The following is a 26,076-nucleotide window of genomic DNA, read 5'->3' as shown; positions in this document are numbered from 1 at the left end:
ACGCATGCGTGCCCTGGCTGATTTCATCATGCGCGGTCGCATGCAGGCCACACTGGTTGTGGTCGGATGTGCGGCATTGCCGCTGTTGTTCTGGTTGAGTGCTGCCGCAGCGTGCCTGGTGTACCTGCGGCGCGGCATGAGTGACGCTTTTGGCGTCCTCGTCTGGGCTCTGCTGCCGGCTCTGGCCTGGTGGTATTTCGGCGAACCGCGCACCTTGATGGTGTTGCTGGGCGCGCTGGGGCTCGCGGCGCTGTTGCGCGCGGGATGGGCCTGGAATCGCGTGCTGCTGGCCAGCATAGCGCTGGGGCTGGTGTACGGAGTGTTGTTGGGTGTGGTGTTTCGCGAACCCATCGAAGCGTTGGCGCAGGCGTTGAACGAACGCCTGCCGCAGATGCTCGGTGGTCTCTACCAGCAGATGTCGGTGGAAGAGCGGGCAAACCTCGGCAACCTCATTGCACCGGTACTCAACGGACTGATAGCGGCCCTGTTGCAAGTCGTCAGCGTGGCAGCCCTGATGCTGGGGCGTTACTGGCAGGCGGCGTTGTACAACCCGGGTGGTTTCGGCAGCGAGTTTCGCGCCATACGTATTCCACTCTGGCCAGCGGTCCTGCTGCTGGCGTGCATGCTCATTGGTCCGAACTTCGGACCTCAGATGGCCATGTTGACGCCGCTGTGCAGCGTACCGCTGGTGTTCGCCGGGCTGGCCCTGATGCATGGGCTGGTCAAGGCGGGCAAGCTGGGCAAGTTCTGGCTCGTAGGGATGTACGTCACGCTCGTGCTGTTCATGCAGCTGATCTATCCGTTGCTCGTGGTCCTGGCCATTGTCGACAGCCTGATTGATTTTCGCGGCCGAATCGGGCCGAAAGGCACCGATAGCGATTCCGCGAACGGTGAAGGTTAAAAGTTAAGAGGTTTATACCAAATGGAACTGATCCTGCTGGAAAAAGTCGCCAACCTGGGCAACCTGGGCGATAAGGTAAATGTTAAGGCCGGTTACGGCCGTAACTTCCTGCTGCCATTCGGCAAGGCTACCGCTGCGACCGCTGCCAACCTGGCTGCGTTCGAAGAGCGTCGCGCCGAGCTGGAAAAAGCAGCTGCCGACAAGAAGGCTTCGGCCGAAACTCGCGCTGCCCAACTGGCTGAGCTGGAAGTGACCATCACTGCCACCGCTGGCGACGAAGGCAAGCTGTTCGGTTCGATCGGCACCCACGACATCGCTGACGCCCTGACCGCCTCCGGCGTCGAAGTGGCCAAAGCTGAAGTGCGTCTGCCGAACGGCACCATTCGTAACGTTGGCGAATACGACGTAGCCGTGCACTTGCACAGCGACGTTGAAGCTACCGTACGCGTTGTCGTAGTAGCTGCATAAGTCGGCTGGCACCTCGGGTGCCAGGCGGTTTAACATCGGGCACGACCTGTTTACAGGCCGTGCCCTTTGTCTTTCTGAAGAAGCTGTTTTTCTGCAACCCTAATTCCAAGTGGCCATGAACGAGATATCCGCTCCCGAGCAATACGACCTGCAAACCGCTGCCCTCAAGGTGCCCCCGCATTCCATCGAGGCCGAACAGGCCGTGCTCGGTGGCTTGATGCTGGACAACAACGCCTGGGAGCGCGTGCTCGATCAGGTTTCGGACGGCGACTTCTATCGTCATGACCACCGCCTGATCTTCCGCGCTATCGCCAAGCTGGCCGATCAGAACACTCCGTTCGACGTGGTGACCCTGCACGAACAGCTCGACAAGGAAGGGCAGGGTACTCAGGTCGGTGGCCTGGGCTACCTGGGCGAGCTGGCCAAGAACACGCCGTCGGTGGCCAACATCAAGGCATACGCGCAGATCGTGCGCGAGCGTGCCACCCTGCGTCAGTTGATCAGCATCAGCACCGAGATTGCCGACAGCGCATTCAATCCGCAGGGACGCAACGCGGCCGAGATTCTCGACGAGGCCGAGCGGCAGATCTTCCAGATCGCCGAGGCACGGCCCAAGACCGGCGGGCCGGTGAGCGTCAACGACCTTTTGACCAAGGCCATCGACCGCATCGACACGCTGTTCAATACCGATGCGGCCATTACCGGCCTGTCCACCGGCTATACCGACCTCGACGAGAAGACCAGCGGCCTGCAACCGGCCGACCTGATCATCGTCGCCGGCCGTCCGTCCATGGGCAAGACCACCTTCGCCATGAACCTGGTGGAGAACGCCGTGCTGCGCAGCGAGAAGGCCGTACTGGTGTACTCGCTGGAGATGCCGGGCGATTCGCTGATCATGCGTATGCTCTCTTCGCTGGGGCGCATCGACCAGACCAAGGTACGTTCGGGACGGCTGGACGACGATGATTGGCCGCGGCTGACGTCGGCAGTCAACCTGCTCAACGATCGCAAGCTGTTCATCGACGATACGGCGGGCATCAGCCCGTCGGAAATGCGTGCGCGGACACGCCGCCTGGTGCGCGAGCACGGCGAGATCGGCCTGATCATGATCGACTACCTGCAGTTGATGCAGATCCCCGGCTCCAGCGGTGACAACCGTACCAACGAGATTTCCGAGATCTCGCGCTCGTTGAAAGCCCTGGCCAAGGAATTCAATTGCCCGGTGGTGGCGCTGTCGCAGCTCAACCGCTCGCTTGAGCAGCGGCCGAACAAGCGTCCGGTGAACTCCGACTTGCGTGAATCCGGGGCGATCGAGCAGGACGCCGATGTGATCATGTTCGTCTACCGTGACGAGGTGTATCACCCGGAAACCGAGCACAAGGGTATTGCCGAGATCATCATCGGCAAGCAGCGTAACGGTCCGATCGGTTTCATTCGCCTGGCATTCATCGGCAAGTACACTCGCTTCGAGAACCTTGCGCCGGGCAGCTACAACTTCGACGACGACGAGTAGTGATTCTGCAGGTACGGCCCCTTCGCGGGTAGAACCCGCTCCCACAGGAGCTGCGTACAGCGCCCCCTCGCGGGTGGACCCCGCTCCCGCAGGAGCCGTGTGCAGCGCCGCTTCTTGTGGGAGCGGGCTCTGCCCGCGAAAGGGTCACTGCGGTTGATCAGGTCTACCGGATAAATATCTTCGCCGCCTATTTCCGACTAAAGCCATCGGAATTGGTTGTTTTTTGTGCTATATTCCGCGCCCGCGATTTTTCATACGGTCATCGACATGCAAGCAGCCAAGCCGCTTTTTGACTATCCCAAGTACTGGGCCGAATGCTTCGGCCCAGCGCCTTTCCTGCCCATGAGCAGGGAGGAGATGGATCAGCTTGGCTGGGATTCGTGCGACATCATCATCGTCACCGGTGATGCCTATGTCGACCATCCGTCGTTCGGCATGGCCATTATCGGCCGGCTGCTGGAAGCCCAGGGGTTTCGCGTGGGCATCATTGCCCAGCCGAACTGGCAGTCCAAGGATGACTTCATGAAGCTGGGCGAGCCGAACCTGTTCTTCGGTGTCGCGGCCGGCAACATGGACTCGATGATCAACCGCTACACCGCCGACAAGAAGGTGCGCTCCGACGACGCCTACACGCCCGGCGGCCTGGCCGGCTCGCGCCCTGATCGCGCCAGCCTGGTGTACAGCCAGCGATGCAAGGAAGCCTACAAGCACGTGCCGATCGTGCTGGGTGGGATCGAGGCGTCGCTGCGCCGGATTGCGCACTACGACTACTGGCAGGACAAGGTCCGTCATTCGATCCTGATCGACGCCTGCGCCGACATTCTGCTGTACGGCAACGCCGAACGCGCCATCGTCGAAGTGGCCCAGCGGCTGTCCTATGGCCAGAAGATCGAAGAGATCACCGATATCCGCGGCACCGCGTTCATTCGCCGCGATACGCCCAAGGATTGGTACGAAGTCGACTCGACCCGTATCGACCGGCCGGGCAAGGTCGACAAGATCATCAACCCGTACGTGAACACCCAGGACACCCAGGCCTGCGCCATCGAGCAGGAAAAGGGCAATGTCGAGGACCCCAACGAAGCCAAGGTGGTGCAGATCCTCGCCAGCCCGCGGATGACGCGGGACAAGACGGTCATCCGTCTGCCGTCCTTCGAGAAAGTGCGTGGCGATGCCGTGCTGTATGCCCACGCCAACCGCGTGCTGCATTTGGAAACCAACCCCGGCAATGCCCGCGCACTGGTGCAGCGTCATGGCGAAGTGGACGTGTGGTTCAATCCGCCGCCCATTCCCATGACCACCGAGGAAATGGACTACGTGTTCGGCATGCCCTATGCCCGGGTCCCGCACCCGGCGTACGGCAATCAGAAGATCCCGGCCTACGACATGATTCGCTTCTCGGTGAACATCATGCGTGGCTGCTTCGGTGGCTGTACCTTCTGCTCGATCACCGAGCACGAAGGGCGGATCATCCAGAACCGTTCCGAAGAATCGATCATTCGCGAGATCGAAGAGATCCGCGACAAGGTGCCGGGCTTCACCGGGGTGATCTCCGACCTGGGCGGGCCGACCGCGAACATGTACCGCATCGCCTGCAAGAGCCCGGAGATCGAATCCGCGTGCCGCAAGCCGTCGTGTGTGTTCCCGGGTATCTGCCCGAACCTCAATACCGATCACTCATCCTTGATCCAGCTGTACCGCAGCGCGCGGGCACTGCCGGGCGTGAAGAAGATCCTCATCGCCTCGGGCCTGCGCTATGACCTGGCTGTCGAGTCGCCGGAGTACGTGAAGGAGCTGGTGACGCACCATGTCGGCGGCTACCTGAAGATCGCCCCGGAGCATACCGAGGAAGGTCCGCTGAACCAGATGATGAAGCCGGGCATCGGCTCTTATGATCGGTTCAAGCGCATGTTCGAGAAGTTCTCGAAAGAGGCGGGCAAGGAGCAGTACCTGATCCCGTACTTCATCGCTGCCCACCCGGGCACCACTGATGAAGACATGATGAACCTGGCGCTGTGGCTCAAGGGCAACGGTTTCCGCGCCGACCAGGTGCAGGCGTTCTACCCCTCGCCAATGGCGTCGGCGACTGCCATGTACCACTCGGGCAAGAACCCGCTGCGCAAGGTCACCTACAAGAGCGACAACCTGACCATCGTCAAGAGCGAGGAGCAGCGCCGTCTGCACAAGGCGTTCCTGCGCTATCACGATCCCAAGGGCTGGCCGATGCTGCGCGAGGCGCTGGAGCGCATGGGCCGTGCCGACCTGATTGGGCCGGGGAAAAACCAGCTGATTCCGTTGCACCAGCCGGCTACCGACACCTACCAGAGCGCACGGCGCAAGAACTCCACGCCTGCGGGCAGCCACAAGGTGGCCAAGGAAACGCGCATCCTGACCCAGCACACCGGTTTGCCGCCGCGCGCCAGCGATGGCTCCAAGCCGTGGGACAAGCGCGAGCAGGCCAAGGCCGCCGCCGAAGCCCGCAGCAAGCAGGCCGCCAAGGACCGTCAGCAGGCAGCCAAGCCGGGCAAGGGCAAGAAGAAGCCTACGCGCCAGCCGGTGCTACCACGCTGAGATAGCAGATGGCTCTGGATGCCGGGTGAGATCGCCGAAAGGCGTTCTCACGGCACCAGGAAGCCGGCTGGAATGTCCCCGTGTACGTAGAAAACCTCGAACTCGCGGTGCACGGCTATGTTGTCGATGGCCTTGAGCACCGTGGCGCGTGTCACCTTTCTGGCTTCTATCAGCCGCTGCGAGTCGGCCAGCAGAATATCGTTGATGGTGCGAAAGGCTGTCGGGTCCTGGGTGGTGTCTATTTCGAACACAGGAGCACCACGGCCCTTGGCGAATTTACTGGCGATGGCCCGCTGCGCGCTCAGCGACAGCACCTCTCCATTGCTCCCACCCTGGCGAGCGGTGTGCATGATGATCGCCGCAAGATAGTCATCGCCCTGCAGGTTGCCGCCGGGCGCGCGCTCCAGCCCGTTGACTGCGGCGCTTTCAATGGTGTTGCCGATGTGACCACGGTAGACCCGCTCCGGCACTTCGAAGTCCAGGGCCTGGATTTCAGCCACTGAGTGCAGTTGCCCGGGACCTCTGGCGTTGCTGTTGGCGCGCTGCTGCAACAGGCCTTCGAGAAACGACAGCTCGGTTGCTCCAGCATGAGGCTCGCGAGGTGCACGGTTGGCGATGGCCTGATTGGCAAGGTCGCCATTGGCCCGAAGGCGCGCGCCGTTGCGCAGGCGGGCAATTGCACTCGCCAGTTTTTGGCTGGTCTTGAATCCGCTGCTCGTCGCTGACGGTTTGATCGCCGTGGCCGGTGGTTTGGGTGTGAGGGTCGGTCGCAGGGAGGTGGGCCGCAATGGCGGGCGAGATGCCGCGGGCCGTGTCGTTACTCGCCCCACTTGACCGCCAGGCCCCGAGCCGAGGATGCCGAGCGCCACTTCCAGAACGATATCGGCAAAGCCTGGCGCGGGCGGTTCGCCCTCATCGGCGGGGATATCGGCGTCGTTGACGGTGCTCAGCCCGGTTCGCCATTTGTAATGTTCTCGTTGGTAGGCCTGCCAGGTGTCGCGGGTATCGAACTGCGGTTCTTGCCGAGCGGCTTCAGGGGTCGGCAGTGGTTCGTGTTCGGTGGTGCGTTCGTCGATTGTCATACGGGTGTCTCTGAAGAGGTGAGCCCGCAAAGTAATGGCGCTGGAGCGCAGCGCCGCGATACATGTTTATCGCAAGACGGCACGCTCAATGTATGCGACGCTGATACAGCGCCCAGGCCCCGGCACTCTTTTGCAGCCAGCCTTCATCGCAGACTCGCTCCAAGGCCGCTGTGGCCGTATGGCATGAGTCTTGCGCTGCTCACGTTCCAGGCTCGCAGGAGGCACGCCGTGTCGATTCATGTCGCACTGAACCACGTCACCCATTACCGCTATGACCGTGAAATCGAGATCGGCCCTCAAGTGGTGCGTCTGCGCCCGGCGCCGCACAGCCGTACGCGCGTGCTTTCCTATGCACTTAAGGTCTTGCCAGCGCAGCATTTCATCAATTGGCAACAGGACCCGCAGGGCAACTACCTGGCCCGTCTGGTGTTTCCGGAAAAGGCTACGCAGTTGCGCATCGAGGTGGATCTGGTTGCCGAGATCGCGGTGTTCAATCCCTTCGATTTCTTTCTCGAACCGCACGCGCAGCGCATCCCCTTTGCCTACACCCATGAAGAGCAGCACGAGCTGGCCCCCTACCTGGAAACCCTGGCCCTGGCGCCCCGGTTCGAAGCGTACCTGAACGGCATCGACCGCACGCCAATCCCCAGTATCGACTTCCTGGTCAGGCTCAATCAGCAGCTCAGCCAGGACATTCGCTACCTGCTGCGCATGGAGCCAGGCGTGCAGACGCCCGAGCACACCCTGATGACCGGCGCGGGGTCGTGCCGTGACTCTGCCTGGCTGCTGGTGCAGCTGATGCGCCGGTTGGGGATTGCGGCGCGCTTCGTGTCCGGCTACCTGATCCAACTGGTGGCCGACGAGCAGGCGCTGGACGGCCCGTCCGGGACCGAGGTCGACTTCACCGACCTGCATGCCTGGTGCGAGGTGTACCTGCCTGGTGCTGGCTGGATTGGTCTGGACGCCACCTCCGGCTTGTTCGCAGGCGAGGGCCATATCCCTTTGGCGTGCAGCCCCGAGCCCTCGTCGGCAGCGCCCATCAGCGGGCGAGTGGAGCCGTGCGAGGTGACGTTTTCGCACCGGATGTCGGTGCAGCGCATCTGGCAGACGCCGCGTGTCACCTGGCCAGTCAGCGAGCTGCAATGGGCGGACATGCAGGCGTTGGGGCAGCGGCTCGATGCCGATCTGCAAGCGTTGGATGTGCGCCTGAACATCGGTAGCGAGCCGACCTTCGTGGCCATCCAAGGCGCGGGTGACGGGCAGTTGGACGCGAAAAACGATCCGCCTCCAAGCCGGTTCGAAAGCGCTTCGACGCCAGGCGTGTTCAAGGTCGACCTGCCGTCGTCGACGAGTTGGGCGCAGTCGGTCGAGCAGATCGATCACTTGTATGAGCAGGCCCGGCAGAGCGGCCTGGAGACCCAGCGGTTCAGGGTCGACGGCCGGCAAGTGGGGACCGGTGCGGACAATGCGCTGCTGCTCGGTGGCGAGACTGCAGAGGATTCACCGTTCCTGCGTCGGCCCGACCTGCTGCGCAGCCTGATCGGCTACTGGCATGACCACCCGGCGCTGACCTATCTGTTCAGCGGCTCGGATTGGCCAATCCCGCGAGTGGACGAGACCCGTGGCGATGCACTGTACGAGCTGGAAATCGCCCTGGCGCAGTTGCCCGAACCCGGTACGCCATGCCCGCCAGGGTTGATCGACCGCCTTTTGCGCCCTCTGCTGGTGGATGTCGCCGGCGACCCCCGCCGTGCACAGTTCTGCATCGTCAGATTGGAGGGTGAGGGCCCCAGCGAATGCCAGGGACTGCTGCGGCTGCAGGGGCTTGAAATGCCGCCCCATGCGCGCATGAACCTGGCTTTGCAATTGCTGCTGCGCTGCCTGGTGGCACGTTTCTGGCGCACGCCCTACGCACCGGTCCGGTTGACCCGCTGGGGTACGCAACTGCACGACCGCTTCATGCTGCCGTATTTCATCGAGCGCGATTTCGCCGAGGTGATCGACGATCTCAACGCGGCGGGCTACGGGATAGACAGCGGGTGGTTCGCTGCGCAACAGGCATTTCGCTTTCCCACGATCGGTGACTACGCGGTGGCCGGCATCGAACTGGAATTGCGCCACGCGCTGGAGCCCGGCCCTGCGCGCGGCAGTGCCAGTGGCGCGCTGGAACGTCTGCAGGTGCGGGTCAATGGCTGGCTGTCGGATCGTTACCGACTGGCCGTCAATGGTCGTCCCTTGCCGCTGACCGCGACCGGGCGTGCAGGCGAGTTCGTTGCCGGAGTGCGCTACCGCGCCTGGCAGCCCGTTCATGACGAGCATGCCACTGGCCAGCCCGATGTGCCCCTGACCTTCGACATCGTCGATACCTGGACGCAGCGCTCGCTGGGCGGGTGCCAATACCACGCGGCTCATCCTGGTGGCCGCAATTACCAAAGCCTTCCGGTGAATGCCAACGAAGCGCAGAGCAGGCGCCTGGCGCGTTTCTTCCGCATTGGCCATAGCCCTGGCCCACTGGTGCTGCCACCGCTCAAGGTCGACGATGACTGGCCGATGACCCTGGACATGCGCCGCCGTCCATAAGGTGAAGTGCGACCCCTGGGCGGTATCCGTGCACCGTTCAGGCTGCGATAATCGTTCCTTTAAACGCTGCTTCCGAGCTTCGCCATGTCTGACCTGCTTGACCGATACTCGCTGTCCGGCGGGTCCTATCATGAAATGCTCGAAGCCGATGGCGGCGTGCGGCCGCACTGGCGGCGCATGTTCGAGCAGCTGCAACGCAGCGCCCCGGGCCAGTTGTCGCAGCGCCAGGCCTCGTTGACGCGGCAGATTCAGGAAAACGGCGTCACTTACAACGTCTATGCCGACCCCAAGGGTGCCGATCGGCCGTGGGAGCTGGACCTGCTGCCGCACATCATTCCTGCCCACGAGTGGCGTCAGGTGGCCGCCGGCATCGCCCAGCGGGCACGCCTGCTCAATGCCGTGCTGGCCGACGTCTACGGTCCGCAGACGCTCATTGCCGAGGGCCTGTTGCCCGCCGAGCTGATCTTCGGGCACAACAACTACCTGTGGCCGTGCCAAGGCGTGCAGCCTCCGCTGGGTACGTTCCTGCACCTGTATGCCGCGGACCTGGCTCGCACGCCCGATGGACGCTGGTGGGTCACCGCCGACCGCACCCAGGCGCCTTCCGGCGCCGGCTATGCGTTGGAAAACCGCATGAGCCTGTCGCGGACCTTCCCCGAGCTGTATCGCGACCTCAAGGTCGAGCACATGGCCGGTTTCTTCCGGACCGTGCAGGACACCATGAGCCGCCTGGCACCCAGCGGCCACGAAGCACCCCTGGTAGTGCTGCTGACACCGGGACGTTTCAACGAGAGCTACTTCGAGCATCTGTACCTGGCGCGGCAGCTGGGCTATCCGCTGGTCGAGGGCAGTGACCTGACCGTGCGCGAAGCCACGGTGTACCTGAAGACCTTGAGCGGCCTGCGCCGGGTGCACGCGATCATGCGGCGGCTGGACGACGATTTCTGCGATCCACTGGAATTGCGCACCGACTCGGCCCTGGGCGTGCCCGGTCTGCTGGACGCGGTACGCCAGGGCAATGTGATGGTGGCCAATGCCTTGGGCAGCGGTGTGCTCGAATCGCCCGGATTACTGGGCTTTCTGCCCAGGATCTGCGAGCGCCTGTTCGGTGAACGCTTGATCCTGCCTTCGATCGCCACCTGGTGGTGCGGCGAGCCGCCAGTGCTGGCACAGGCCCTCGAGCGACTCGACGAGTTGGTGATCAAGCCAGCGTTTCCCTCGCAGAATTTTGGCCCGGTGTTCGGCCGGGATCTGAACGAGGCCCAGCGCCAGGCGTTGACCGAGCGCATTCAGGCACGGCCCTATGCCTACGTGGCTCAGGAAATGGCGCAGCTGTCCCAGGCGCCGGTCTGGCATTGCCAGGGTAACGATCTGCAACCGCGGGCGATTGGCATGCGCGTGTTCGCCGTCGCCGCCGACGACGGCTACCGGGTGTTGCCGGGTGGCCTGACCCGCGTGGCGACGGACGCCGACGCCGACGTGGTGTCGATGCAGCATGGCGGTGCCAGCAAGGACACCTGGGTGCTGGGCGAGCACGCCCCGGTCGGCGAGCAGTGGCGCGCGCAGCGGACCATTGGTGCTCACGACCTGGTACGCATGGATCCCTACCTGCCGTCGCGGGTGGTGGAAAACCTGTTCTGGTTCGGTCGTTACTGTGAGCGTTGCGACGGTAACGCGCGACTGCTGCGGATCATTCTTGGCCGCTACCTGGATGGCGACGATCCCCAGGCGTTGCAGGCTGCGGTCGACCTGGCCGAGAAGCTCAACCTGCTGCCCGAAGAGGGCGAGCTGCGCGAGCGCCTGTTGATGGCGCTGCGCGGTGAAGACTGGGCGTTCAGCCTGCGCGCCAACCTGCAGCGTCTGCAGTGGGCAGCGTTTCAGGTGCGCGGCAAGCTGTCGCGAGAAAACTGGCAGGCGCTGGGCGAGTTGCAGCGCGAGTCTCTGGCCCTGGACGCCGAAGTGCCGGACCTGGGTGAGCTGTTCGATTTTCTCAACCGGCTGGTGATGAACCTGGCCGCGTTGTCCGGCTTCGCCCTGGATGACATGACCCGTGACGAAGGCTGGCGTTTCCTGATGATCGGACGGCGCATCGAACGCCTGCAGTTCCTCAGCAACGGCCTGTCGGCGTTCATCGCCGGCGATGCGGTGGACGATCAGGCGGGCCTGGACTGGCTGCTCGAACTGGGCAACAGCAGCATTACCTATCGCTCGCGCTACCTGGCCGTGCCGCAGTTGATCCCGGTGCTCGATCTGCTCCTGCTCGACGCACAGAACCCTCATGCCGTGCTGTTCCAGCTCAAGTTGGTGGCGCGCGCCGTGCGCCGTCTGAGCGATGAATTCGACATGCCGGTGGATCGCGCCCTGGAGCCGCTCATCGAGCGCGTGACCCGCTTCGATCTGGGCACTCTGGAAAACGCACTCTTCGGTGAGGCCAGCGTGCGCGACGTGCTCGATGGCCTGCGCGGTTTGCTGGAGGACATCGCCAGCGTCAGCGTGCAGGTCTCGGACCGTCTGGCGTTGCGCCATTTCGTCCATGTCGATGATGTCAGCCAGCAAACGGTGTCGGTGTGATGAGCGCGCATTACCAGATCGTCCACGACACCCGTTACTGCTACGACAGTCCGGTTTCGCTGGCCAAGCAGCTGGCGCACCTGTGGCCCAGGCCCTGTGCCTGGCAGCGCTGTCACCAGCAGACGCTGGCGATCAGTCCCGAGCCGACCCGGCGCACCGACGAACTCGACGTGTTCGGCAACCCGCTGACGCGGTTGGCCTTCGAACGTCCCCATGACGAGCTCAAGGTTGGGGCCCGGCTGCATGTCGAGGTGCTGCCGCGCACGCCGCTGGAGTTTGCCCTCTCGCCGAGCTGGGAGCTCACCCGTGATGCCCTGTGCTACAGCGGCCGGGCCGTGGGGGCGGATGTGCTGCAAGCCTGTCGCTACCGCTTCGAATCCCCTTACGTGCGCCTGAAGAAGAGCTTCGTGGCCTTCTCCGCGAGCTGCTTTCCGCCTGGCCGGCCGATGCTGGAGGGCGCGCAGGCGTTGATGCAGAAGATCTTCGGCGAGTTCACCTTCGATGCCACGGCCACCCAGGTGGCAACCCCGCTGGTCGAGGTCCTGGAAAACCGCCGTGGCGTGTGTCAGGACTTCGCGCACCTGATGCTGGCCTGCCTGCGCTCGCGGGGCCTGGCGGCGCGCTACGTCAGCGGTTACCTGCTGACCCAGCCGCCGCCAGGGCAACCGCGGATGATCGGTGCAGATGCCTCGCACGCCTGGGTGTCGGTGTTCTGTCCGATGCAGGGTTGGGTCGACTTCGACCCGACCAACAATGTCCAGCCGGGCCTGGAACACATCACCCTGGCCTGGGGCCGTGATTTCAGCGATGTGTCGCCGCTGCGCGGGGTGATTCTAGGCGGAGGCGGGCACGATCCCGAGGTCCGTGTGACCGTCCTGCCGATGGCGTGAGCCGAATCTTTACAGCGAATGTCTGAGTGCTGGCAGATAGCTGCAGTGTACGGTCAATCATGAAATGATGGCCGCCGTAGCCTTTCCCCCTGCCTGGAGACTCACATGTTCGCAAAAGCTGTAGCGGTATCGGTGCTCGCGTTGGCCAGTGGTCAGTTGCTGGCGGCCGAGTGTTCGACCACCGTCGATTCGACCGACCAGATGACCTTCGGCACCAAGGCCATCGAGATCAGCAAGAGCTGCAAGACCTTCACGGTCAACCTGACCCACTCCGGCAGCCTGCCCAAGGAAGTCATGGGGCATAACTGGGTGTTGAGCAAGGAAGAGGATGCACGTGGCATCGCCATGGACGGCATGAGTGCCGGTATCGACAACAGCTACCTGAAGAAAGGCGACGAGCGCGTGATCGCGTACACCAAGGTCATCGGTGCCGGGGAGAAGGACTCGGTGTCGTTCGATGTATCGAAGCTGTCGGCCGAACAGAAGTACCTGTTCTTCTGCTCGTTCCCTGGCCATCTTGCCATGATGAAGGGGGCGGTGACGTTGGTTGATTGAGTCTCGACCGCTCCCTGGTAGGAGCGGTCATTGGCCGCGAAGAAAGCGCCGCGGTATGCCTGTTTGAATGCGTCGGCTCGTTCGCGGCCATGGACCGCTCCTACAGGCACTGCGCGGGTGTGTCTTACACCTGCTCCGGCACCTTGAACACGTGGCGCAGGTAGGCGACGAAATTGGGGTCGCGGCATTGGGTCTTGGCGGCTTCGTCGGAAATCTTCGCCACTGGCTGGCCGTTGCAGTCGGTCATCTTCAGCACGATGTTCATCGGCTCCACGCCCGGGATGTCGCAGGTCAGATTGGTGCCAATGCCGAAGCTCACATTGATGCGCCCGCGCAGGGCGCGAAATATCTCCAGCGACTTGGGCAGGTTCAGCCCATCGGAAAACACCAGGGTCTTGGTCATCGGGTCGATGCCCAGCTTGCGGTAGTGGGCAATGGCTTTTTCCGCCCACACCACCGGGTCGCCCGAATCATGGCGCAGGCCATCGAAGAGCTTGGCGAAGTACAGGTCGAAATCCCCGAGAAACGCGTCCATGGTGATGCAGTCGGTGAGGGCGATGCCCAACAGACCGCGGTATTCACGGACCCAGCAATCGAGTGCGGCGATCTGACTGTCGATCAGCCGCGGCCCCAGCTGCTGATGGGCCATGATCCACTCATGGGCCATGGTCCCCAGCGGCTTGAGGTCTAGCTGGCGGGCCAGGTGCATGTTGCTGGTGCCGACGAAACGCCCCGGAAACTCGTGCTTGAGCACCGTGACCACTTCCTCCTGCACCTTGTAGGAGAAACGCCGACGGGTGCCGAAGTCGGCCACCTGCAACTCCGCCAATTCTTCGCTGCTGGCATTGGCCTGCAGCCATTCGAACTTGCGGTAGAGCTTTTCCCGCGGCTGGCTGAGCAGCACATCGGGATAGCGAATGCGGTTGCGCACCTCGCTCACCGTTGCCAGCAACGGTACTTCGAACAGGATCACATGCAGCCACGGCCCGCGCAGGCGGATGAACAGCTGATCGTTCTCGATGCCGATGCTCAGGTAGCGCAGATTGAAGCGGAACAGGCCCAGGAAGCGCAGAAAGTCCGGCTTCATGAAATTGATGCCTTCCAGAAAGCTCAACTGATCCGGGCCCAGGCTCAATTCGGACAGCTGTTCGAGCTGTTCGCGAATGTCATTCAGGTAGGGCCGCAGGTCTTCCCCGTTGCGACAACGAAACTCCCACTCGACATCGACGTTGGGATAGTTGTGGAGCACAGCCTGCATCATGCTCAACTTGTACAGATCGGTGTCGAGCAGGTTTTGCACGATGCGATCGGCGAATACGCTCTCGCTCATCAGGGTCTCCAGAACCGCGTGCCTCATTTGGAACAGCGGTGGCGCACAGTAAGAGCACATTCTGCCAGCTTTTTGGGACAGGGGTGGATGCGACCGTGCGATGTCCGGCGCGGCCTGCTGCCAGTGCCTGTCGAATGGCTCCTGGGGCAGGTACAACGTCGCCTGGTCCGGAGATGGCAGGAGCACCCTGTGGTGCGCGGTGTAGCAGTAATGCACCGACAGTGTGCACTTCGGTTACGTCGGCTGTTACAGCATGGTTGCCCACGCGCACAACGGCTGGTTGCAATGATGGCACGCTCGGGTTGTACCGCTGCTGTTTATGGGTGTCACCGAGCCCGTGCCAGAGGGTTGCACGACCTGTAGAAAATGGTCCCGGCGCTGCGCGATCCCTGGGAAAGCAAAAACTGTTCAGTGCGGGTAAATGCGCTGGCACGGCGCTTGCTCGGAGGTTGGCGCTGAAGTTGTAGTGCCAACCAAAAAAATTCAGGAGCACCACTCATGTCGCAGACGTTCTACAGGAAAGGTTTTCTGGCTCTCGCAGTGGCAACTGCGCTGGGCGCTTCGTCGATTGTTCAAGCCGACGTCAAGATCGGTGTAGCAGGGCCAATGACCGGTGCCAACGCATCGTTCGGCGAGCAGTACATGAAGGGTGCACAAGCGGCAGCGGACGCCATCAACAAGGCCGGTGGCGTGAACGGGGAGAAGATCGTGCTGGTGGCCGGCGATGATGCCTGCGAGCCCAAGCAGGCGGTGGCTGTGGCCAACAAGCTGGAGCAGGATGGTGTGATCGGCGTTGTCGGTCACTTCTGTTCGTCTTCCACCATTCCGGCGTCGGAAATCTACGCCGATGGCGGTATCGTCATGATCACGCCTGGTTCGACCAACCCGCAGGTGACCGAGCGCGGCCTGGACACCATCCTGCGCATGTGCGGTCGTGACGACCAGCAGGGCGTCGTCGCCGGAAACTACATCGTCGACGTGCTCAAGGGCAAGAAAGTCGCGGTCATCAACGACAAGGACACCTACGGTAAAGGCCTGGCCGATGCGACTGCCAAGCAGTTGACCGCACGGGGTGTCAAACCCGTGCTGGAAGAGGGCCTGACCCGCGGCGAGAAGGATTTCAGCGCCCTGGTCACCAAGATCCGCTCCACCGGCGCCGACGTGGTGTATTTCGGCGGCCTGCATCCCGAAGCCGGTCCTCTGGTTCGGCAGATGCGCGAGCAAGGCCTCAAGGACGTCAGGTTCATGTCCGATGACGGCATCGTCACCGACGAACTGGTCACCACCGCCGGCGGCGCGCAATACGTCGACGGTGTGTACATGACCTTCGGCGCCGATCCGCGCGCGCTGCCCGACAGCAAGGCCGTAGTCGACGAGTTCCGCAAGTCCGGCTACGAGCCTGAAGGCTACACCCTGTACGCCTACGCCTCGCTGCAGACGCTGGCCGCAGGCTTCAACGGCGCCAAGTCGAACAAGGGCGAGGACGCTGCCAAGTGGCTCAAGGCCAACCCGGTCAAGACCGTCATGGGCGAGAAGGCCTGGGACACCAAGGGCGACCTGAAAGTGTCCGACTACGTGGTCTACCAGTGGAACGCCGAAGGCAAGTACAAGCAGCTGGAGCAGCAGAAGTAGGACGTTTGCGCTGGCGCACGCCAGCCGGGGCCGCCCCTGCGGTGGCCCCTGTTTCCCTCCATACCGCCTGACGGGTGGCGGGCGCCTTCAGGGCTGCCCGCACCCTGCGCGGTGCGCGGTTCCAGACGTTCGTGAGAGTGCATGATGGACGGTATCTTCCTGCAACAAATGATCAACGGACTGACCCTCGGGTCGGTGTACGGCTTGATCGCCATTGGCTACACCATGGTCTACGGCATCATCGGCATGATCAACTTCGCCCACGGCGACGTGTACATGATCAGCGCCTACCTGGCGGCCATCGGCCTGGCCGTGCTGTCGTTCTTCGGCCTCGAATCCTTTCCGTTCCTGATTCTCGGTACGCTGGTGTTCACCATCGTGGTGACCGGTGTGTACGGTTTCGTGATCGAGCGCGTGGCCTACAAGCCGCTGCGCAACTCGACCCGCCTGGCGCCGCTGATCAGCGCCATCGGTATATCGCTGATCCTGCAGAACTACGCGCAGATCAGCCAGGGGGCTCGTCAACAAGGCGTACCGACGCTGCTCGAAGGCGCCTGGCGCTTCGAAGTGGGTACTGGTTTCGTACAGATCACCTACACCAAGATCTTCATCCTCATCGCTGCCTTCGTGGGCATGGGCGTGCTGACCTACATCATCAAGTTCACCAAGCTGGGACGCATGTGCCGCGCGACCCAGCAGGACCGCAAGATGGCCTCCATCCTGGGCATCAACACCGACCGGGTGATCTCCTACGTGTTCATCATTGGCGCTGCCATGGCGGCCCTGGCCGGTGTGTTGATCACCATGAACTACGGCACGTTCGACTTCTATGCCGGTTTCATCATCGGCATCAAAGCGTTCACCGCAGCGGTACTGGGCGGTATCGGTTCGTTGCCCGGTGCAATGCTCGGTGGCCTGATCCTGGGGGTTGCCGAATCGCAGTTCTCCGGTTTGATCAACTCCGACTACAAGGATGTGTTCAGTTTCGGCCTGCTGGTGCTGATCCTGATCTTCCGTCCCCAAGGCCTGCTGGGTCGCCCACTCGTGGCGAAGGTATAAGTATGTCCGCACCTACTGCCAAACCTGTCGATATCAAGAAAAGCCTGGTCGACATGGTCATTGCCGGCTTGCTGGCGCTGATCGTGTTCGGCCCCATCGTCGGCATCGTGCTCGACGGCTACAGCTTCAACCTGCAACCGGCACGCGTGGCGTGGCTGGTGGCGGCGGTGATGGCCGGGCGCTTCCTGCTCAGTCTGTTCCTGCAGACGCCTCGCGGGCTGGCCATCTCCCAGAGCTTCGAGAGCTCGGGCTCCGGTGTGCACGTGCTGCCGCCGGACTACAAGTCGCGGCTGCGCTTCATCATTCCGGCGCTGATCGTGATTGCCATCGTGTTCCCGATCTTCGCCAACAAGTACATCCTCACCGTGGTCATTCTCGGGCTGATCTATGTACTGCTCGGCCTGGGCCTGAACATCGTGGTCGGCCTGGCCGGTCTGCTCGACCTGGGCTACGTGGCGTTCTACGCCATTGGCGCCTACGGCCTGGCGCTGGGCTACCAGTACCTGGGGCTGGGCTTCTGGTCGGCGCTGCCGCTGGCCGCGATCGCCGCGGCGCTGGCGGGGTGCATTCTGGGGTTCCCGGTGTTGCGCATGCACGGCGATTACCTGGCCATCGTGACCCTGGGCTTCGGCGAGATCATTCGCCTGGTGCTCAACAACTGGTTGTCGTTCACCGGCGGGCCGAACGGCGTTCCGGTGCCGTCGCCCACCTTCTTCGGTCTGGAGTTCGGCCGTCGCGCCCGTGACGGCGGGGTGCCGATCCATGAGTACTTCGGTTTCGAATACAACCCCGACCTGAAATTCGTGTTCATCTACGCCGTGCTGTTCCTGGTTGTGCTGGCCGTTCTGTACATCAAGCATCGGCTCACGCGCATGCCGGTAGGGCGTGCCTGGGAAGCGCTGCGCGAAGACGAGATCGCCTGCCGCTCGATGGGCCTGAACCACGTGCTGGTCAAGCTTTCGGCGTTCACCATCGGGGCATCCACCGCAGGTCTGGCCGGGGTGTTCTTCGCCAGTTATCAGGGCTTCGTCAACCCCACCTCGTTCACCTTCTTCGAGTCGGCGCTGATCCTGGCCATCGTGGTGCTCGGCGGCATGGGCTCGACCGTTGGCGTGGTGATTGCCGCGTTCGTGCTGACCGTGGCGCCGGAGTTGCTGCGCAGTTTCTCCGAGTACCGGGTATTGCTGTTTGGCGTATTGATGGTGCTGATGATGATCTGGCGGCCACGGGGTTTGATCCGTATCAGCCGTACCGGCATCAAGCCGGTGAAAGGTGCATTGATCGATGCCAAGGGGACTACGCCATGAGTAACGAAGTCATTCTGTCGGTCGAGAAGCTGATGATGCATTTCGGTGGCATCAAGGCCTTGAGCGATGTCAGCCTGCAGGTCAGGCGCAATTCGATCTTTGCCCTGATCGGCCCCAACGGTGCCGGCAAGACCACAGTGTTCAACTGCCTGACCGGGTTCTACAAAGCCACTGGCGGGCGCATCGAGCTTAATGCCCGCGGCCAGAAGACCAACGTCATCAAGCTGCTGGGCGAGCCGTTCCAGGCCGCGGACTTCGTCTCACCGCGCAGCTTCGCCAGCCGTGTCTGGTACAAGATGTTCGGCGGTACCCACCTGGTGAACCGCGCAGGCCTGGCCCGTACCTTCCAGAACATTCGCCTGTTCAAGGAAATGTCGGTGCTGGAAAACCTGCTGGTGGCCCAGCACATGTGGGTCAACCGTAACATGCTGGCGGGCATCCTCAACACCCGTGGTTATCGCAAGGCCGAAGAGGACGCCATCAAGACCGCGTTCTACTGGCTGGAAGTGGTGGACCTGGTGAACTGCGCCAACCGCCTGGCCGGCGAGCTTTCCTATGGCCAGCAACGACGCCTGGAGATTGCCCGGGCGATGTGCACCCGGCCCCAGGTGATCTGCCTGGACGAACCGGCGGCGGGCCTCAACCCCCAGGAAACCGAAGCACTGAGCGGCATGATCCGCCTGCTGCGTGACGAACACGATATGACGGTGGTGCTGATCGAGCACGACATGGGCATGGTAATGAGCATTTCCGACGACATCGTGGTGCTGGACCACGGCAACGTGATCGCCAAGGGCAAACCGGAAGAGATCCGCAGCGACCCCAAGGTCATCGCGGCCTATCTGGGCGCCGAAGAGGAGGAGCTGGTATGAGTACGCCCATCCTCGAATTGAAGGAGATCGACGTTCACTACGGTCCGATCCAGGCGCTGAAGAAGGTCTCGCTGCACATCGACGAGGGCGAGACGGTGAGCCTGATCGGTTCCAATGGTGCGGGCAAGTCGACGCTGTTGATGTCGATTTTCGGTCAGCCGCGCGCCAGTGCGGGGCAGATCATCTACCGTGGCACCGACATCACCCAGAAGTCGTCCCACTACATTGCCTCCAACGGCATCGCCCAGTCGCCGGAAGGCCGCCGGGTCTTTCCCGACATGTCGGTGGAAGAGAACCTGATGATGGGTACCATCCCCATCGGCGACAAGCACTCGAGCGAAGACATGCAGCGCATGTTCGAGCTGTTTCCCAGGCTCAAGGAGCGGCGCAACCAGCGCGCCATGACCATGTCCGGTGGTGAGCAGCAGATGCTTGCCATCGCCCGGGCATTGATGAGTCGGCCCAAGCTGTTGTTGCTCGACGAGCCGTCGTTGGGTTTGGCCCCGATCGTGGTCAAGCAGATCTTCTCGACCCTGCGCGAACTGGCGCAGAGCGGGATGACCATCTTCCTGGTCGAGCAGAATGCCAACCACGCGCTCAGGCTTTCGGACCGTGCCTATGTAATGGTCAATGGCGAGATCCGTCTGACCGGAACGGGCCGTGAGCTGCTCAGCAACGACGAGGTGCGCAACGCCTACCTGGGCGGCCACTGATACCGAGCTCCAGCGCCGCAGAACGCCCCGTCCGGGGCGTTTTTCGTGGGTTCGCGCAATTGTGGAAAACAAATCCGGCGCAGCGCGCGCATGCGACATAAAACCACTGTCAGTCATCGGAATGCCACAATCCACGCTTGTCCCCAATTGCTGTGGAACCGGTTGTGGACAACTTGGTGGTATCACGCTGCAGCCCACGAGAATCGGAGCCTGCAGGCTTCTGATCAAAAAACGTACAGGGGTTTGATAGGGATCGACAGGTAGCTTTGTCAACTGTTTTATCCACCGTGCCAACCAGAGTGACAGCAGTACAACATCCTGTGGATAACTCTGTGAACAAGCCTTGGAAATACCTCGAAAAGGGGCGTATTCATTGGCGTTGCGCCTTTGGTCGTATTTCCCCTGCCAACCACGGGCGAAGCAGGCATGCGCAATAGCCCTTGCCGGTCAAGCCAAAAAGTTCTAACGGCGTCTGTTCGGCCTTCGGAATGCGACAGTCCCGGCAACGACAATTGCCCCCAGTCTCTGTGGAACCGCTTGTGGATAACATGCTGGTAACCGTCCGCGAGCCTTTAACCCTGCGGGTTTGGCGTGGGTGGTCGATTATTGATCAGTTGCATACGGCCCATTGGCCGGGCATTCTGCAAAGCCCCATTCTCGGTGGCCACGGCTTGAGCCTGACGCGCCCATGCGCCGCAGCCACACCCTCAGGAGAACCGCATGACTTCCACGGTATTCATCACTGGCGCCACGTCCGGATTCGGCGAAGCCTGCGCGCGGCGTTTCGCCGAGGCCGGCTGGTCGTTGATTCTGACCGGCCGCCGCGAAGAGCGTCTGACCGCGTTGAGCGAAGAGCTGTCGGCGAAGACGCGCGTACTCCCGCTGGTGCTCGACGTCCGTGACCGCAAGGCCATGGAGGCGGCGATTGCCGGGTTGCCCGAGGAGTTCGCCAGCATCAGTGGACTGGTCAACAACGCAGGTCTGGCATTGGGCGCAGACCCTGCGCCCAAGTGCGACCTGGACGATTGGGACACCATGGTCGATACCAACATCAAAGGGCTGATCTACGCCACGCGGCTGCTGCTGCCGCGCCTGATTGCCCACGGCAAGGGTGCCACGATCGTCAACCTGGGCTCTGTGGCCGGCAATTACCCCTATCCCGGCAGCCACGTGTACGGCGGCACCAAAGCCTTTGTCGGGCAGTTCTCGTTGAACCTGCGCTGTGACCTGCAAGGTACCGGCGTGCGTGTTACCAACCTTGAGCCGGGCATGTGCGAAAGCGAATTCTCGCTGGTGCGCTTCGGCGGTGACCAGGCGCGCTACGATGCCACCTATGCAGGCGCCAACCCGATCCAGCCGCAGGACATCGCCGAAACCATCTACTGGATTCTGACCCAGCCGCCCCACATCAACATCAACAGCCTGGAAGTCATGCCGGTCACGCAATCGTGGGCCGGCTTTGCGGTCGAGCGTCCCGGCAAGGCCTGATCGGGCCGGGGATCAGACGAACGCCTGCAGCCCCTGGTAGCAGGTCAGCAGGTGGTAGGGGGTGGTCGATGGCATGTCGGTACGGCTGACCATCCCCTCGCCATCGCGGCACTCGTGCCAGCCGGCGCCGTGCAGGAAGCGCTCGCGCAATACCTGCAACTGCGCGCCGACATCGGCATCAGGCTGCAGCGTCAGGGCCCGCAGGTACTCCGCCTGCGCCCAGATGCGTTGAGTGGCGTCGAGGACCTCGCCGTCGAGCTTGAGCATCGCCATCACCACCCCATCCTGCACGCCGGTGCCTTGTGCATAAGCGAAGGCGCGCTGCAGGGAGCGGTGCAGGGCGCTGCCCTGCAGCAGCGGTGAGGTCTGCACGAGAAACAGCCACTCGAACTGATGGCCCGGTTCGAACCAGTTATCCACAGCACCGCGCGGCTTCTCCAGCATGATGCCGTGCTCGGGTTCCACGAAACGCGCCTGCATGGCCTCGCACAGGGCCAGCAGCGCCGCCTGGGTGGGCTTATCGTCACGCACGGCCAGGGTTGCCAGGAAGGCTTCTGCCAGGTGCATCAAGGGGTTCTGCAGAGGGCCTGCGCCCTGATCGCGCCAGTCTTCGCCGAGCAGGGCTTCGTAGAGGCCGTCGCCTGTGGAAAACCGGGTGGCGATCACTTCCAGGGCGGCGTTGAGCACCGACTCCACCAGCGGCTCGCGCACCTTTTCCCAGTAGTGGGCACAGGCGAAGACGATGAAGGCGTGGGTGTACAGGTCCTTGCGCCGATCCAGCGGTGCACCTTGCGCGTCGATGCTGTAGAACCAACCGCCGTGCTCGGCATCGTGGAAATGCCGTTGCAGGGAGCGGAACAGGGTGGCGGCGTGTTCGCGGGCACCGGGCTGGTCGATCAGACTGGAAAACACGTACAGCTGACGAGCGCACGCCATGGCGCGATAGCGCTGCGCCGGCAACGGCTGGCCAGTGGCGTTCACCGCTTCGAACGGCAGGCCCAGTTCGGTGTTGAAGCCGGCGCCTTGCCACAATGGCAGGACGATGTCGCGAAAGTGCGCTTGAGTGGCCGCCAGGGCGGCGTGCAGCGATGGGTCAGGCATTGGCGGGATCATCGGAGGCGTTTTGCGTGACATGGTAGCAGGTGTCGGTCACGGCTCCTAAAGCAAGGCCCCCCAGGCAGGGGGGCGTGCCGCAATCAGCCGGCCAGCAACCAGGCGCCGGTCAATGCCGACAGCGCACCGGCCACGCGCACCAGCGGCGCCGCGGCCTTGGGCAGGAACCGCACGACGGCATAGCCGGCCGCATGCAGTGCAGCGGTGGCGGCGACGAAGCCGGCCGCATAGGCGACGGGGCTGGACATGTCCGGCAGCTCCAGGCCATGGGCCACGCCGTGAAACAGGGCGAACAGCGCCGTGGCGACCACGGCCAGGACCAGCGGTGGCCGCACCGCCAGCGCCACGGCCAGACCCAGCGCCAGCACCGAAGCGGCAATGCCGCTTTCCAGCGCGGGCAGTTGCAGGCCCCCAAAGCCCAGCAGACCACCGATGAGCATGGTGCCGACGAAGGTGCACGGCAACGCCCAGCGCGCTGCACCTTGTTGCTGCGCCGCCCAAAGGCCTACGGCGAGCATGGCCAGCAAATGATCGAGGCCGCCCAGGGGGTGGCCGATACCGGCCAGCAGGCCGTTGTCGCCATGGCCCGGATGGGCGAAGGCCACAGCTGGAGTCAGCAGCAGGGCTGCACAGGTGAAGAGCGTCTTGAAGGTCATGTGGATGTTTTCCTTATCGTCGTGTTCACTGCAATGAAAGCAAGGATGGCAACGGCTCAGGCGGCGTCGAGCAAGCCCTGGCGCTCAATGAAGGCAATGATCTGCTCCAGGCCCTGGCCGGTCTTCTGATTGCTGAAGACGAACGGCTTTTCGCCGCGCATGCGCCGGGTGTCGCCGTCCATCATCTCCAGTGATGCGCCCACCAGCGGTGCCAGGTCGATCTTGTTGATCACCAGCAGGTCGGACTTGCAGATACCGGGGCCGCCCTTGCGCGGCAGCTTGTCGCCAGCGGACACATCGATCACGTAGATGGTCAGGTCCGAAAGCTCTGGGCTGAAGGTGGCGGACAGGTTGTCGCCACCCGATTCCACGAGGATCAGGTCCAGGCCCGGAAAACGCCGATTGAGCTGGTCCACCGCTTCCAGGTTGATGGAAGCGTCCTCGCGAATGGCGGTGTGCGGGCAGCCGCCGGTTTCCACGCCGATGATGCGTTCGGGGGCGAGCGCCTGATTGCGTACCAGAAAATCGGCATCTTCACGGGTATAGATGTCGTTGGTGACCACCGCCAGGTTGTAGCGCTCGCGCAGGGCCAGGCACAGGGCCAGGGTCAGCGCGGTCTTGCCGGAGCCTACCGGGCCTCCGATACCGACACGCAGGGGTTGGGTATTCATGGTGATTCTCCTAGGAACGGAACAGGCGGCTGTACTGGCGTTCGTGGGCCATGCTCGCCAGGGACAGGCCGAAGGCGGCACTGCCGTAGTGTTGAGGATCCAGTTCGGTGGCATTGCGCTGGGCCAGCTGCAGGGTCGGTAGCAGTTGAGTGGTGAGCCGCTGGGCGGCCTGCTGGCCCAAGGGCAAGGTCTTCATGAGCACCGCCAGCTGGTTCTCCAGCCAGCTCCACAGCCAGGCGGCCAGCGCGTCCTGCGCGGGGATGTTCCAGGCCCGTGCAGCCAGCGCCCAGCCCAGGGCCAAGTGAGGTTCTTCGATCTGAGCCAGGTAGCGACGGGCTGGGATATCCAGTTCGGCAAGTCCGAGCAGGAGTTGCTTGAGCGAGTAGCCCATCTGCCGACTCTCCAGTTGCAGCTCGCGGGTCTCCCGGCTCGCGCGGTGTTCGGCGCTCAGTTCCAGCAGCTGCCCCCAGTCGTCTTGGGCTGCGGCCATGCAATGAGCGAGCAGCAGGGGCGCTTCGAAACGCGCCAGGTTGAGCAGCAGTTGGTCGGCGATCCAGTGCTGGGCGCTCTGTGCATCGTTGACCGTGCCGTTTTCCACGGCCATTTCCAGGCCCTGCGAATAGCTGTAGCCACCGATCGGCAACTGTGGGCTAGCCAGGCGCAGCAGGGCCCAGGCGTTGTTCACGTGCGTACGCCGAACTGATGCAGTTTGGGCGCGTAGTTGAAGCCTTCTTCGCCGTGGCGCGAATGGTGGTGACCACCGCCGTAGGCGCCGTGCTCGGGTTGAAAAGGAGCGAGCAGGGTCTGGGTCTGTGCGCCGAGCTGTTCGAGCATGGCCTTGAGCACGTAGTCGTCAAGCAGACGCAGCCAGCCGTCACCGACTTGCAGGGCGACGTGGCGATTGCCCAGGTGGTAGGCGGCGCGGGTCAGTTCGAAGGCGCTTGCGCAGGTGACGTGCAGCAGTTCCTCGGGACGGGCGCACACCCGTACCACTCGACCGTCTTCGGCCTGCAGGCATTCGCCGTCGTGCAAGGGAGGCTGGCCGCGTTCGAGAAACAGCCCGACATCTTCACCCTCGGCACTGAAACAGCGCAGGCGACTTTTGCTGCGGGCCTCGAAGTTCAGGTGCAGCTCGGCAGCCCATTGGTCCGCAGGCGCGATTCGGCGGTGAATAACCAGCATTGGTGGCGTCCTTTTGAAGGCAGTGGCCAATGCAGAGCAAGTGTCTTGCCAACCCGTGGATCAACGCCAGCGCTTGGCTGTTGCCAGAAAAAGGGGCGGTGTCGCGCACCACTTCAGTGCCTTGAAAATATGCCGGCACCAGTATGGGGCGCGAAGGTTACTGGGTGAGCCCTTTCCAGTACTTGGCGCCGATGAAGATGAAGCGCAGTTGCTGGCTGATCTTCGCTTCGGGCGTCAGGTGAGCCGGCAGGTCGGGTGCCGGAGGGTCGATGAGTTCCGGCAACGTGGCGAACACGGCCTTGACCACCAGGTCGGCCATGACCTGCAGCGAGGCACTGTCCAGGTGCTGCCATTTGGGCATGGAGCCCAGGTCTGTCGCCAGGTCCGCGCTGATGCCTGCGCGCAGGGTGGCGATGGCCTGGCGCACGGGCAGGGAACCGCCGTATTGCTCGCGGGCGAGGAACAGGAACTGCGGGCGGTTGGCGGCTACGCCATCGAGAAAGATGCGCACCGAGGCTGCGGTGAGCCCGCCGACCACGATTTCATGGTGACGAACCAGGCGCAGGGTGGCGCGGAACGTGGCGTCGACTTCGTTGACCAGGGCCAGACCGAGCTGGTCCATGTCGTCGAAATGGCGGTAGAAGCCGGTCGGTACGATACCGGCAGCCTTGGCGACTTCGCGCAGGCTGATACTGCCGAAGCCTCGGCCGGCCGCCATCAATTGGCGTGTGGCTTCGAGGAGGGCAAGGCGGGTCTGCTGTTTCTGTTCGGCGCGCGGCAACATCGACGGTGCTTCTATGCAAGGGCAGCGAAGGACTCGAGCAAATTGACAGGCTGGGCGTCGAACCAGGAAGGCGGGGCGAGGGGTTGCATCAACGACAGGTCAGGCTGGATCGGAAAGCCCGGTCTGGAGAAACCGGGC

The 26,076-nt window shown here is 63.0% G+C and carries 22 protein-coding genes; 14 read left to right on the top strand and 8 right to left on the bottom strand.

Going from position 1 to position 26,076, the window contains the following annotated elements; all coding sequences use genetic code 11:
• Window positions 1-4: 4 nt before the first annotated feature.
• The 4 genes from AC788_RS18520 (at window position 5) to AC788_RS18505 (ending at window position 5,453) form a co-directional block, all read left to right on the top strand.
• A complete protein-coding gene (locus AC788_RS18520; RefSeq protein ID WP_049862026.1) occupies window positions 5-901 on the top strand; it encodes a hypothetical protein in 897 nt (298 codons plus the stop codon).
• Window positions 902-922: 21 nt separating this feature from the next.
• Window positions 923-1,369, top strand: a complete 447-nt coding sequence (gene rplI, locus AC788_RS18515) for a 50S ribosomal protein L9 (RefSeq protein ID WP_043191123.1) — start codon at window positions 923-925, stop codon at window positions 1,367-1,369.
• Between the two features lie 115 nt (window positions 1,370-1,484).
• Window positions 1,485-2,882 carry a replicative DNA helicase gene (gene dnaB / locus AC788_RS18510; RefSeq protein WP_049862025.1) on the top strand — a complete coding sequence of 466 codons (1,398 nt, stop codon included), beginning with the start codon at window positions 1,485-1,487 and terminating at the stop codon, window positions 2,880-2,882.
• A gap of 267 nt (window positions 2,883-3,149) precedes the next feature.
• Window positions 3,150-5,453: a YgiQ family radical SAM protein gene (locus tag AC788_RS18505; RefSeq protein WP_049862024.1), complete on the top strand. Its 2,304-nt coding sequence runs from the start codon at window positions 3,150-3,152 to the stop codon at window positions 5,451-5,453.
• 47 nt (window positions 5,454-5,500) lie between these two features.
• Here AC788_RS18505 and AC788_RS18500 read toward each other — a convergent pair whose 3' ends face one another.
• Window positions 5,501-6,535 carry a hypothetical protein gene (locus AC788_RS18500; protein WP_049862023.1) on the bottom strand — a complete coding sequence of 345 codons (1,035 nt, stop codon included), beginning with the start codon at window positions 6,533-6,535 and terminating at the stop codon, window positions 5,501-5,503.
• Between the two features lie 228 nt (window positions 6,536-6,763).
• Here AC788_RS18500 and AC788_RS18495 point away from each other — a divergent pair, with 228 nt between their 5' ends.
• The 4 genes from AC788_RS18495 to azu all read left to right on the top strand — a co-directional run bounded on the left by AC788_RS18495 (window position 6,764) and on the right by azu (window position 13,131).
• Entirely contained in the window at window positions 6,764-9,115 is a 2,352-nt protein-coding gene (locus tag AC788_RS18495; protein WP_049862022.1) for a transglutaminase family protein, read from the top strand.
• A gap of 84 nt (window positions 9,116-9,199) precedes the next feature.
• The gene (locus AC788_RS18490; protein WP_049862021.1) at window positions 9,200-11,686 is read left to right on the top strand and encodes a circularly permuted type 2 ATP-grasp protein; all 2,487 of its coding nucleotides are present in this window, start codon (window positions 9,200-9,202) and stop codon (window positions 11,684-11,686) included.
• On the top strand, window positions 11,686-12,576 hold the full coding sequence (locus tag AC788_RS18485) for a transglutaminase family protein (protein WP_049862020.1): 891 nt from the start codon (window positions 11,686-11,688) through the stop codon (window positions 12,574-12,576). The genes AC788_RS18490 and AC788_RS18485 overlap by 1 nt, the downstream gene beginning before the upstream one ends.
• A gap of 105 nt (window positions 12,577-12,681) precedes the next feature.
• Window positions 12,682-13,131: an azurin gene (azu, locus tag AC788_RS18480; RefSeq protein WP_049862019.1), complete on the top strand. Its 450-nt coding sequence runs from the start codon at window positions 12,682-12,684 to the stop codon at window positions 13,129-13,131.
• Between the two features lie 124 nt (window positions 13,132-13,255).
• On the opposite strand, the gene pncB is transcribed toward azu, so the two are convergent.
• Window positions 13,256-14,461, bottom strand: a complete 1,206-nt coding sequence (gene pncB, locus AC788_RS18475) for a nicotinate phosphoribosyltransferase (RefSeq protein WP_049862018.1) — start codon at window positions 14,459-14,461, stop codon at window positions 13,256-13,258.
• 498 nt (window positions 14,462-14,959) lie between these two features.
• On the opposite strand from pncB, the gene AC788_RS18470 reads away from it, so the two are divergent.
• From AC788_RS18470 to AC788_RS18445, 6 genes are all read left to right on the top strand, one after another.
• Window positions 14,960-16,093, top strand: a complete 1,134-nt coding sequence (locus AC788_RS18470) for a branched-chain amino acid ABC transporter substrate-binding protein (protein ID WP_049862017.1) — start codon at window positions 14,960-14,962, stop codon at window positions 16,091-16,093.
• Window positions 16,094-16,237: 144 nt separating this feature from the next.
• The gene (locus AC788_RS18465) at window positions 16,238-17,152 is read left to right on the top strand and encodes an ABC transporter permease subunit (RefSeq protein ID WP_049862098.1); all 915 of its coding nucleotides are present in this window, start codon (window positions 16,238-16,240) and stop codon (window positions 17,150-17,152) included.
• Between the two features lie 2 nt (window positions 17,153-17,154).
• The gene (gene livM / locus AC788_RS18460) at window positions 17,155-18,459 is read left to right on the top strand and encodes a high-affinity branched-chain amino acid ABC transporter permease LivM (protein WP_049862016.1); all 1,305 of its coding nucleotides are present in this window, start codon (window positions 17,155-17,157) and stop codon (window positions 18,457-18,459) included.
• Window positions 18,456-19,331, top strand: coding sequence for an ABC transporter ATP-binding protein (locus AC788_RS18455; RefSeq protein WP_049862015.1), 876 nt, complete (start codon window positions 18,456-18,458; stop codon window positions 19,329-19,331). Before livM ends, AC788_RS18455 begins: the two co-directional genes overlap by 4 nt.
• A complete protein-coding gene (locus AC788_RS18450) occupies window positions 19,328-20,044 on the top strand; it encodes an ABC transporter ATP-binding protein (RefSeq protein WP_049862014.1) in 717 nt (238 codons plus the stop codon). Before AC788_RS18455 ends, AC788_RS18450 begins: the two co-directional genes overlap by 4 nt.
• Window positions 20,045-20,764: 720 nt before the next feature.
• Window positions 20,765-21,532 carry an SDR family oxidoreductase gene (locus AC788_RS18445; protein WP_049862013.1) on the top strand — a complete coding sequence of 256 codons (768 nt, stop codon included), beginning with the start codon at window positions 20,765-20,767 and terminating at the stop codon, window positions 21,530-21,532.
• 12 nt (window positions 21,533-21,544) lie between these two features.
• Here the strand turns inward: AC788_RS18445 and AC788_RS18440 are convergent, their stop codons facing one another.
• The 6 genes from AC788_RS18440 to AC788_RS18415 all read right to left on the bottom strand — a co-directional run bounded on the left by AC788_RS18440 (window position 21,545) and on the right by AC788_RS18415 (window position 25,938).
• On the bottom strand, window positions 21,545-22,633 hold the full coding sequence (locus AC788_RS18440) for an AGE family epimerase/isomerase (RefSeq protein WP_049862012.1): 1,089 nt from the start codon (window positions 22,631-22,633) through the stop codon (window positions 21,545-21,547).
• A 95-nt stretch (window positions 22,634-22,728) separates the two neighbouring features.
• Window positions 22,729-23,301, bottom strand: coding sequence for a HupE/UreJ family protein (locus AC788_RS18435; protein ID WP_049862011.1), 573 nt, complete (start codon window positions 23,299-23,301; stop codon window positions 22,729-22,731).
• A gap of 56 nt (window positions 23,302-23,357) precedes the next feature.
• On the bottom strand, window positions 23,358-23,972 hold the full coding sequence (ureG, locus tag AC788_RS18430; protein ID WP_049862010.1) for an urease accessory protein UreG: 615 nt from the start codon (window positions 23,970-23,972) through the stop codon (window positions 23,358-23,360).
• 10 nt (window positions 23,973-23,982) lie between these two features.
• Window positions 23,983-24,657, bottom strand: a complete 675-nt coding sequence (locus AC788_RS18425; RefSeq protein WP_049862009.1) for an urease accessory protein UreF — start codon at window positions 24,655-24,657, stop codon at window positions 23,983-23,985.
• Window positions 24,654-25,154 (bottom strand): urease accessory protein UreE, encoded by a 501-nt coding sequence (gene ureE, locus AC788_RS18420; protein WP_049862008.1) that lies wholly within the window; start codon window positions 25,152-25,154, stop codon window positions 24,654-24,656. The genes AC788_RS18425 and ureE overlap by 4 nt, the downstream gene beginning before the upstream one ends.
• 157 nt (window positions 25,155-25,311) lie before the next feature.
• Window positions 25,312-25,938 (bottom strand): TetR family transcriptional regulator, encoded by a 627-nt coding sequence (locus AC788_RS18415; RefSeq protein ID WP_049862007.1) that lies wholly within the window; start codon window positions 25,936-25,938, stop codon window positions 25,312-25,314.
• Between the last annotated feature and the right edge of the window lie 138 nt (window positions 25,939-26,076).

This window comes from Pseudomonas sp. RIT-PI-a, from assembly GCF_001187875.1.
Taxonomy (GTDB): domain Bacteria; phylum Pseudomonadota; class Gammaproteobacteria; order Pseudomonadales; family Pseudomonadaceae; genus Aquipseudomonas; species Aquipseudomonas coleopterorum.
This window is presented reverse-complemented; position numbering and strand designations above follow the sequence as displayed.

What these genes read in the sequence shown, in the direction of transcription:
- livM (WP_049862016.1), top strand. Translation starts at nt 17,155, where the DNA reads ATGTCCGCACCTACTGCCAAACCTGTCGATATCAAGAAAAGCCTGGTC.
- pncB (WP_049862018.1), bottom strand. Translation starts at nt 14,461, where the DNA reads ATGAGCGAGAGCGTATTCGCCGATCGCATCGTGCAAAACCTGCTCGAC.
- AC788_RS18435 (WP_049862011.1), bottom strand. Translation starts at nt 23,301, where the DNA reads ATGACCTTCAAGACGCTCTTCACCTGTGCAGCCCTGCTGCTGACTCCA.
- AC788_RS18465 (WP_049862098.1), top strand. Translation starts at nt 16,238, where the DNA reads ATGGACGGTATCTTCCTGCAACAAATGATCAACGGACTGACCCTCGGG.
- AC788_RS18445 (WP_049862013.1), top strand. Translation starts at nt 20,765, where the DNA reads ATGACTTCCACGGTATTCATCACTGGCGCCACGTCCGGATTCGGCGAA.
- AC788_RS18505 (WP_049862024.1), top strand. Translation starts at nt 3,150, where the DNA reads ATGCAAGCAGCCAAGCCGCTTTTTGACTATCCCAAGTACTGGGCCGAA.
- azu (WP_049862019.1), top strand. Translation starts at nt 12,682, where the DNA reads ATGTTCGCAAAAGCTGTAGCGGTATCGGTGCTCGCGTTGGCCAGTGGT.
- AC788_RS18440 (WP_049862012.1), bottom strand. Translation starts at nt 22,633, where the DNA reads ATGCCTGACCCATCGCTGCACGCCGCCCTGGCGGCCACTCAAGCGCAC.
- AC788_RS18520 (WP_049862026.1), top strand. Translation starts at nt 5, where the DNA reads ATGCGTGCCCTGGCTGATTTCATCATGCGCGGTCGCATGCAGGCCACA.
- AC788_RS18455 (WP_049862015.1), top strand. Translation starts at nt 18,456, where the DNA reads ATGAGTAACGAAGTCATTCTGTCGGTCGAGAAGCTGATGATGCATTTC.
- rplI (WP_043191123.1), top strand. Translation starts at nt 923, where the DNA reads ATGGAACTGATCCTGCTGGAAAAAGTCGCCAACCTGGGCAACCTGGGC.
- AC788_RS18415 (WP_049862007.1), bottom strand. Translation starts at nt 25,938, where the DNA reads ATGTTGCCGCGCGCCGAACAGAAACAGCAGACCCGCCTTGCCCTCCTC.
- dnaB (WP_049862025.1), top strand. Translation starts at nt 1,485, where the DNA reads ATGAACGAGATATCCGCTCCCGAGCAATACGACCTGCAAACCGCTGCC.
- ureG (WP_049862010.1), bottom strand. Translation starts at nt 23,972, where the DNA reads ATGAATACCCAACCCCTGCGTGTCGGTATCGGAGGCCCGGTAGGCTCC.
- AC788_RS18450 (WP_049862014.1), top strand. Translation starts at nt 19,328, where the DNA reads ATGAGTACGCCCATCCTCGAATTGAAGGAGATCGACGTTCACTACGGT.
- AC788_RS18485 (WP_049862020.1), top strand. Translation starts at nt 11,686, where the DNA reads ATGAGCGCGCATTACCAGATCGTCCACGACACCCGTTACTGCTACGAC.
- ureE (WP_049862008.1), bottom strand. Translation starts at nt 25,154, where the DNA reads ATGCTGGTTATTCACCGCCGAATCGCGCCTGCGGACCAATGGGCTGCC.
- AC788_RS18500 (WP_049862023.1), bottom strand. Translation starts at nt 6,535, where the DNA reads ATGACAATCGACGAACGCACCACCGAACACGAACCACTGCCGACCCCT.
- AC788_RS18470 (WP_049862017.1), top strand. Translation starts at nt 14,960, where the DNA reads ATGTCGCAGACGTTCTACAGGAAAGGTTTTCTGGCTCTCGCAGTGGCA.
- AC788_RS18490 (WP_049862021.1), top strand. Translation starts at nt 9,200, where the DNA reads ATGTCTGACCTGCTTGACCGATACTCGCTGTCCGGCGGGTCCTATCAT.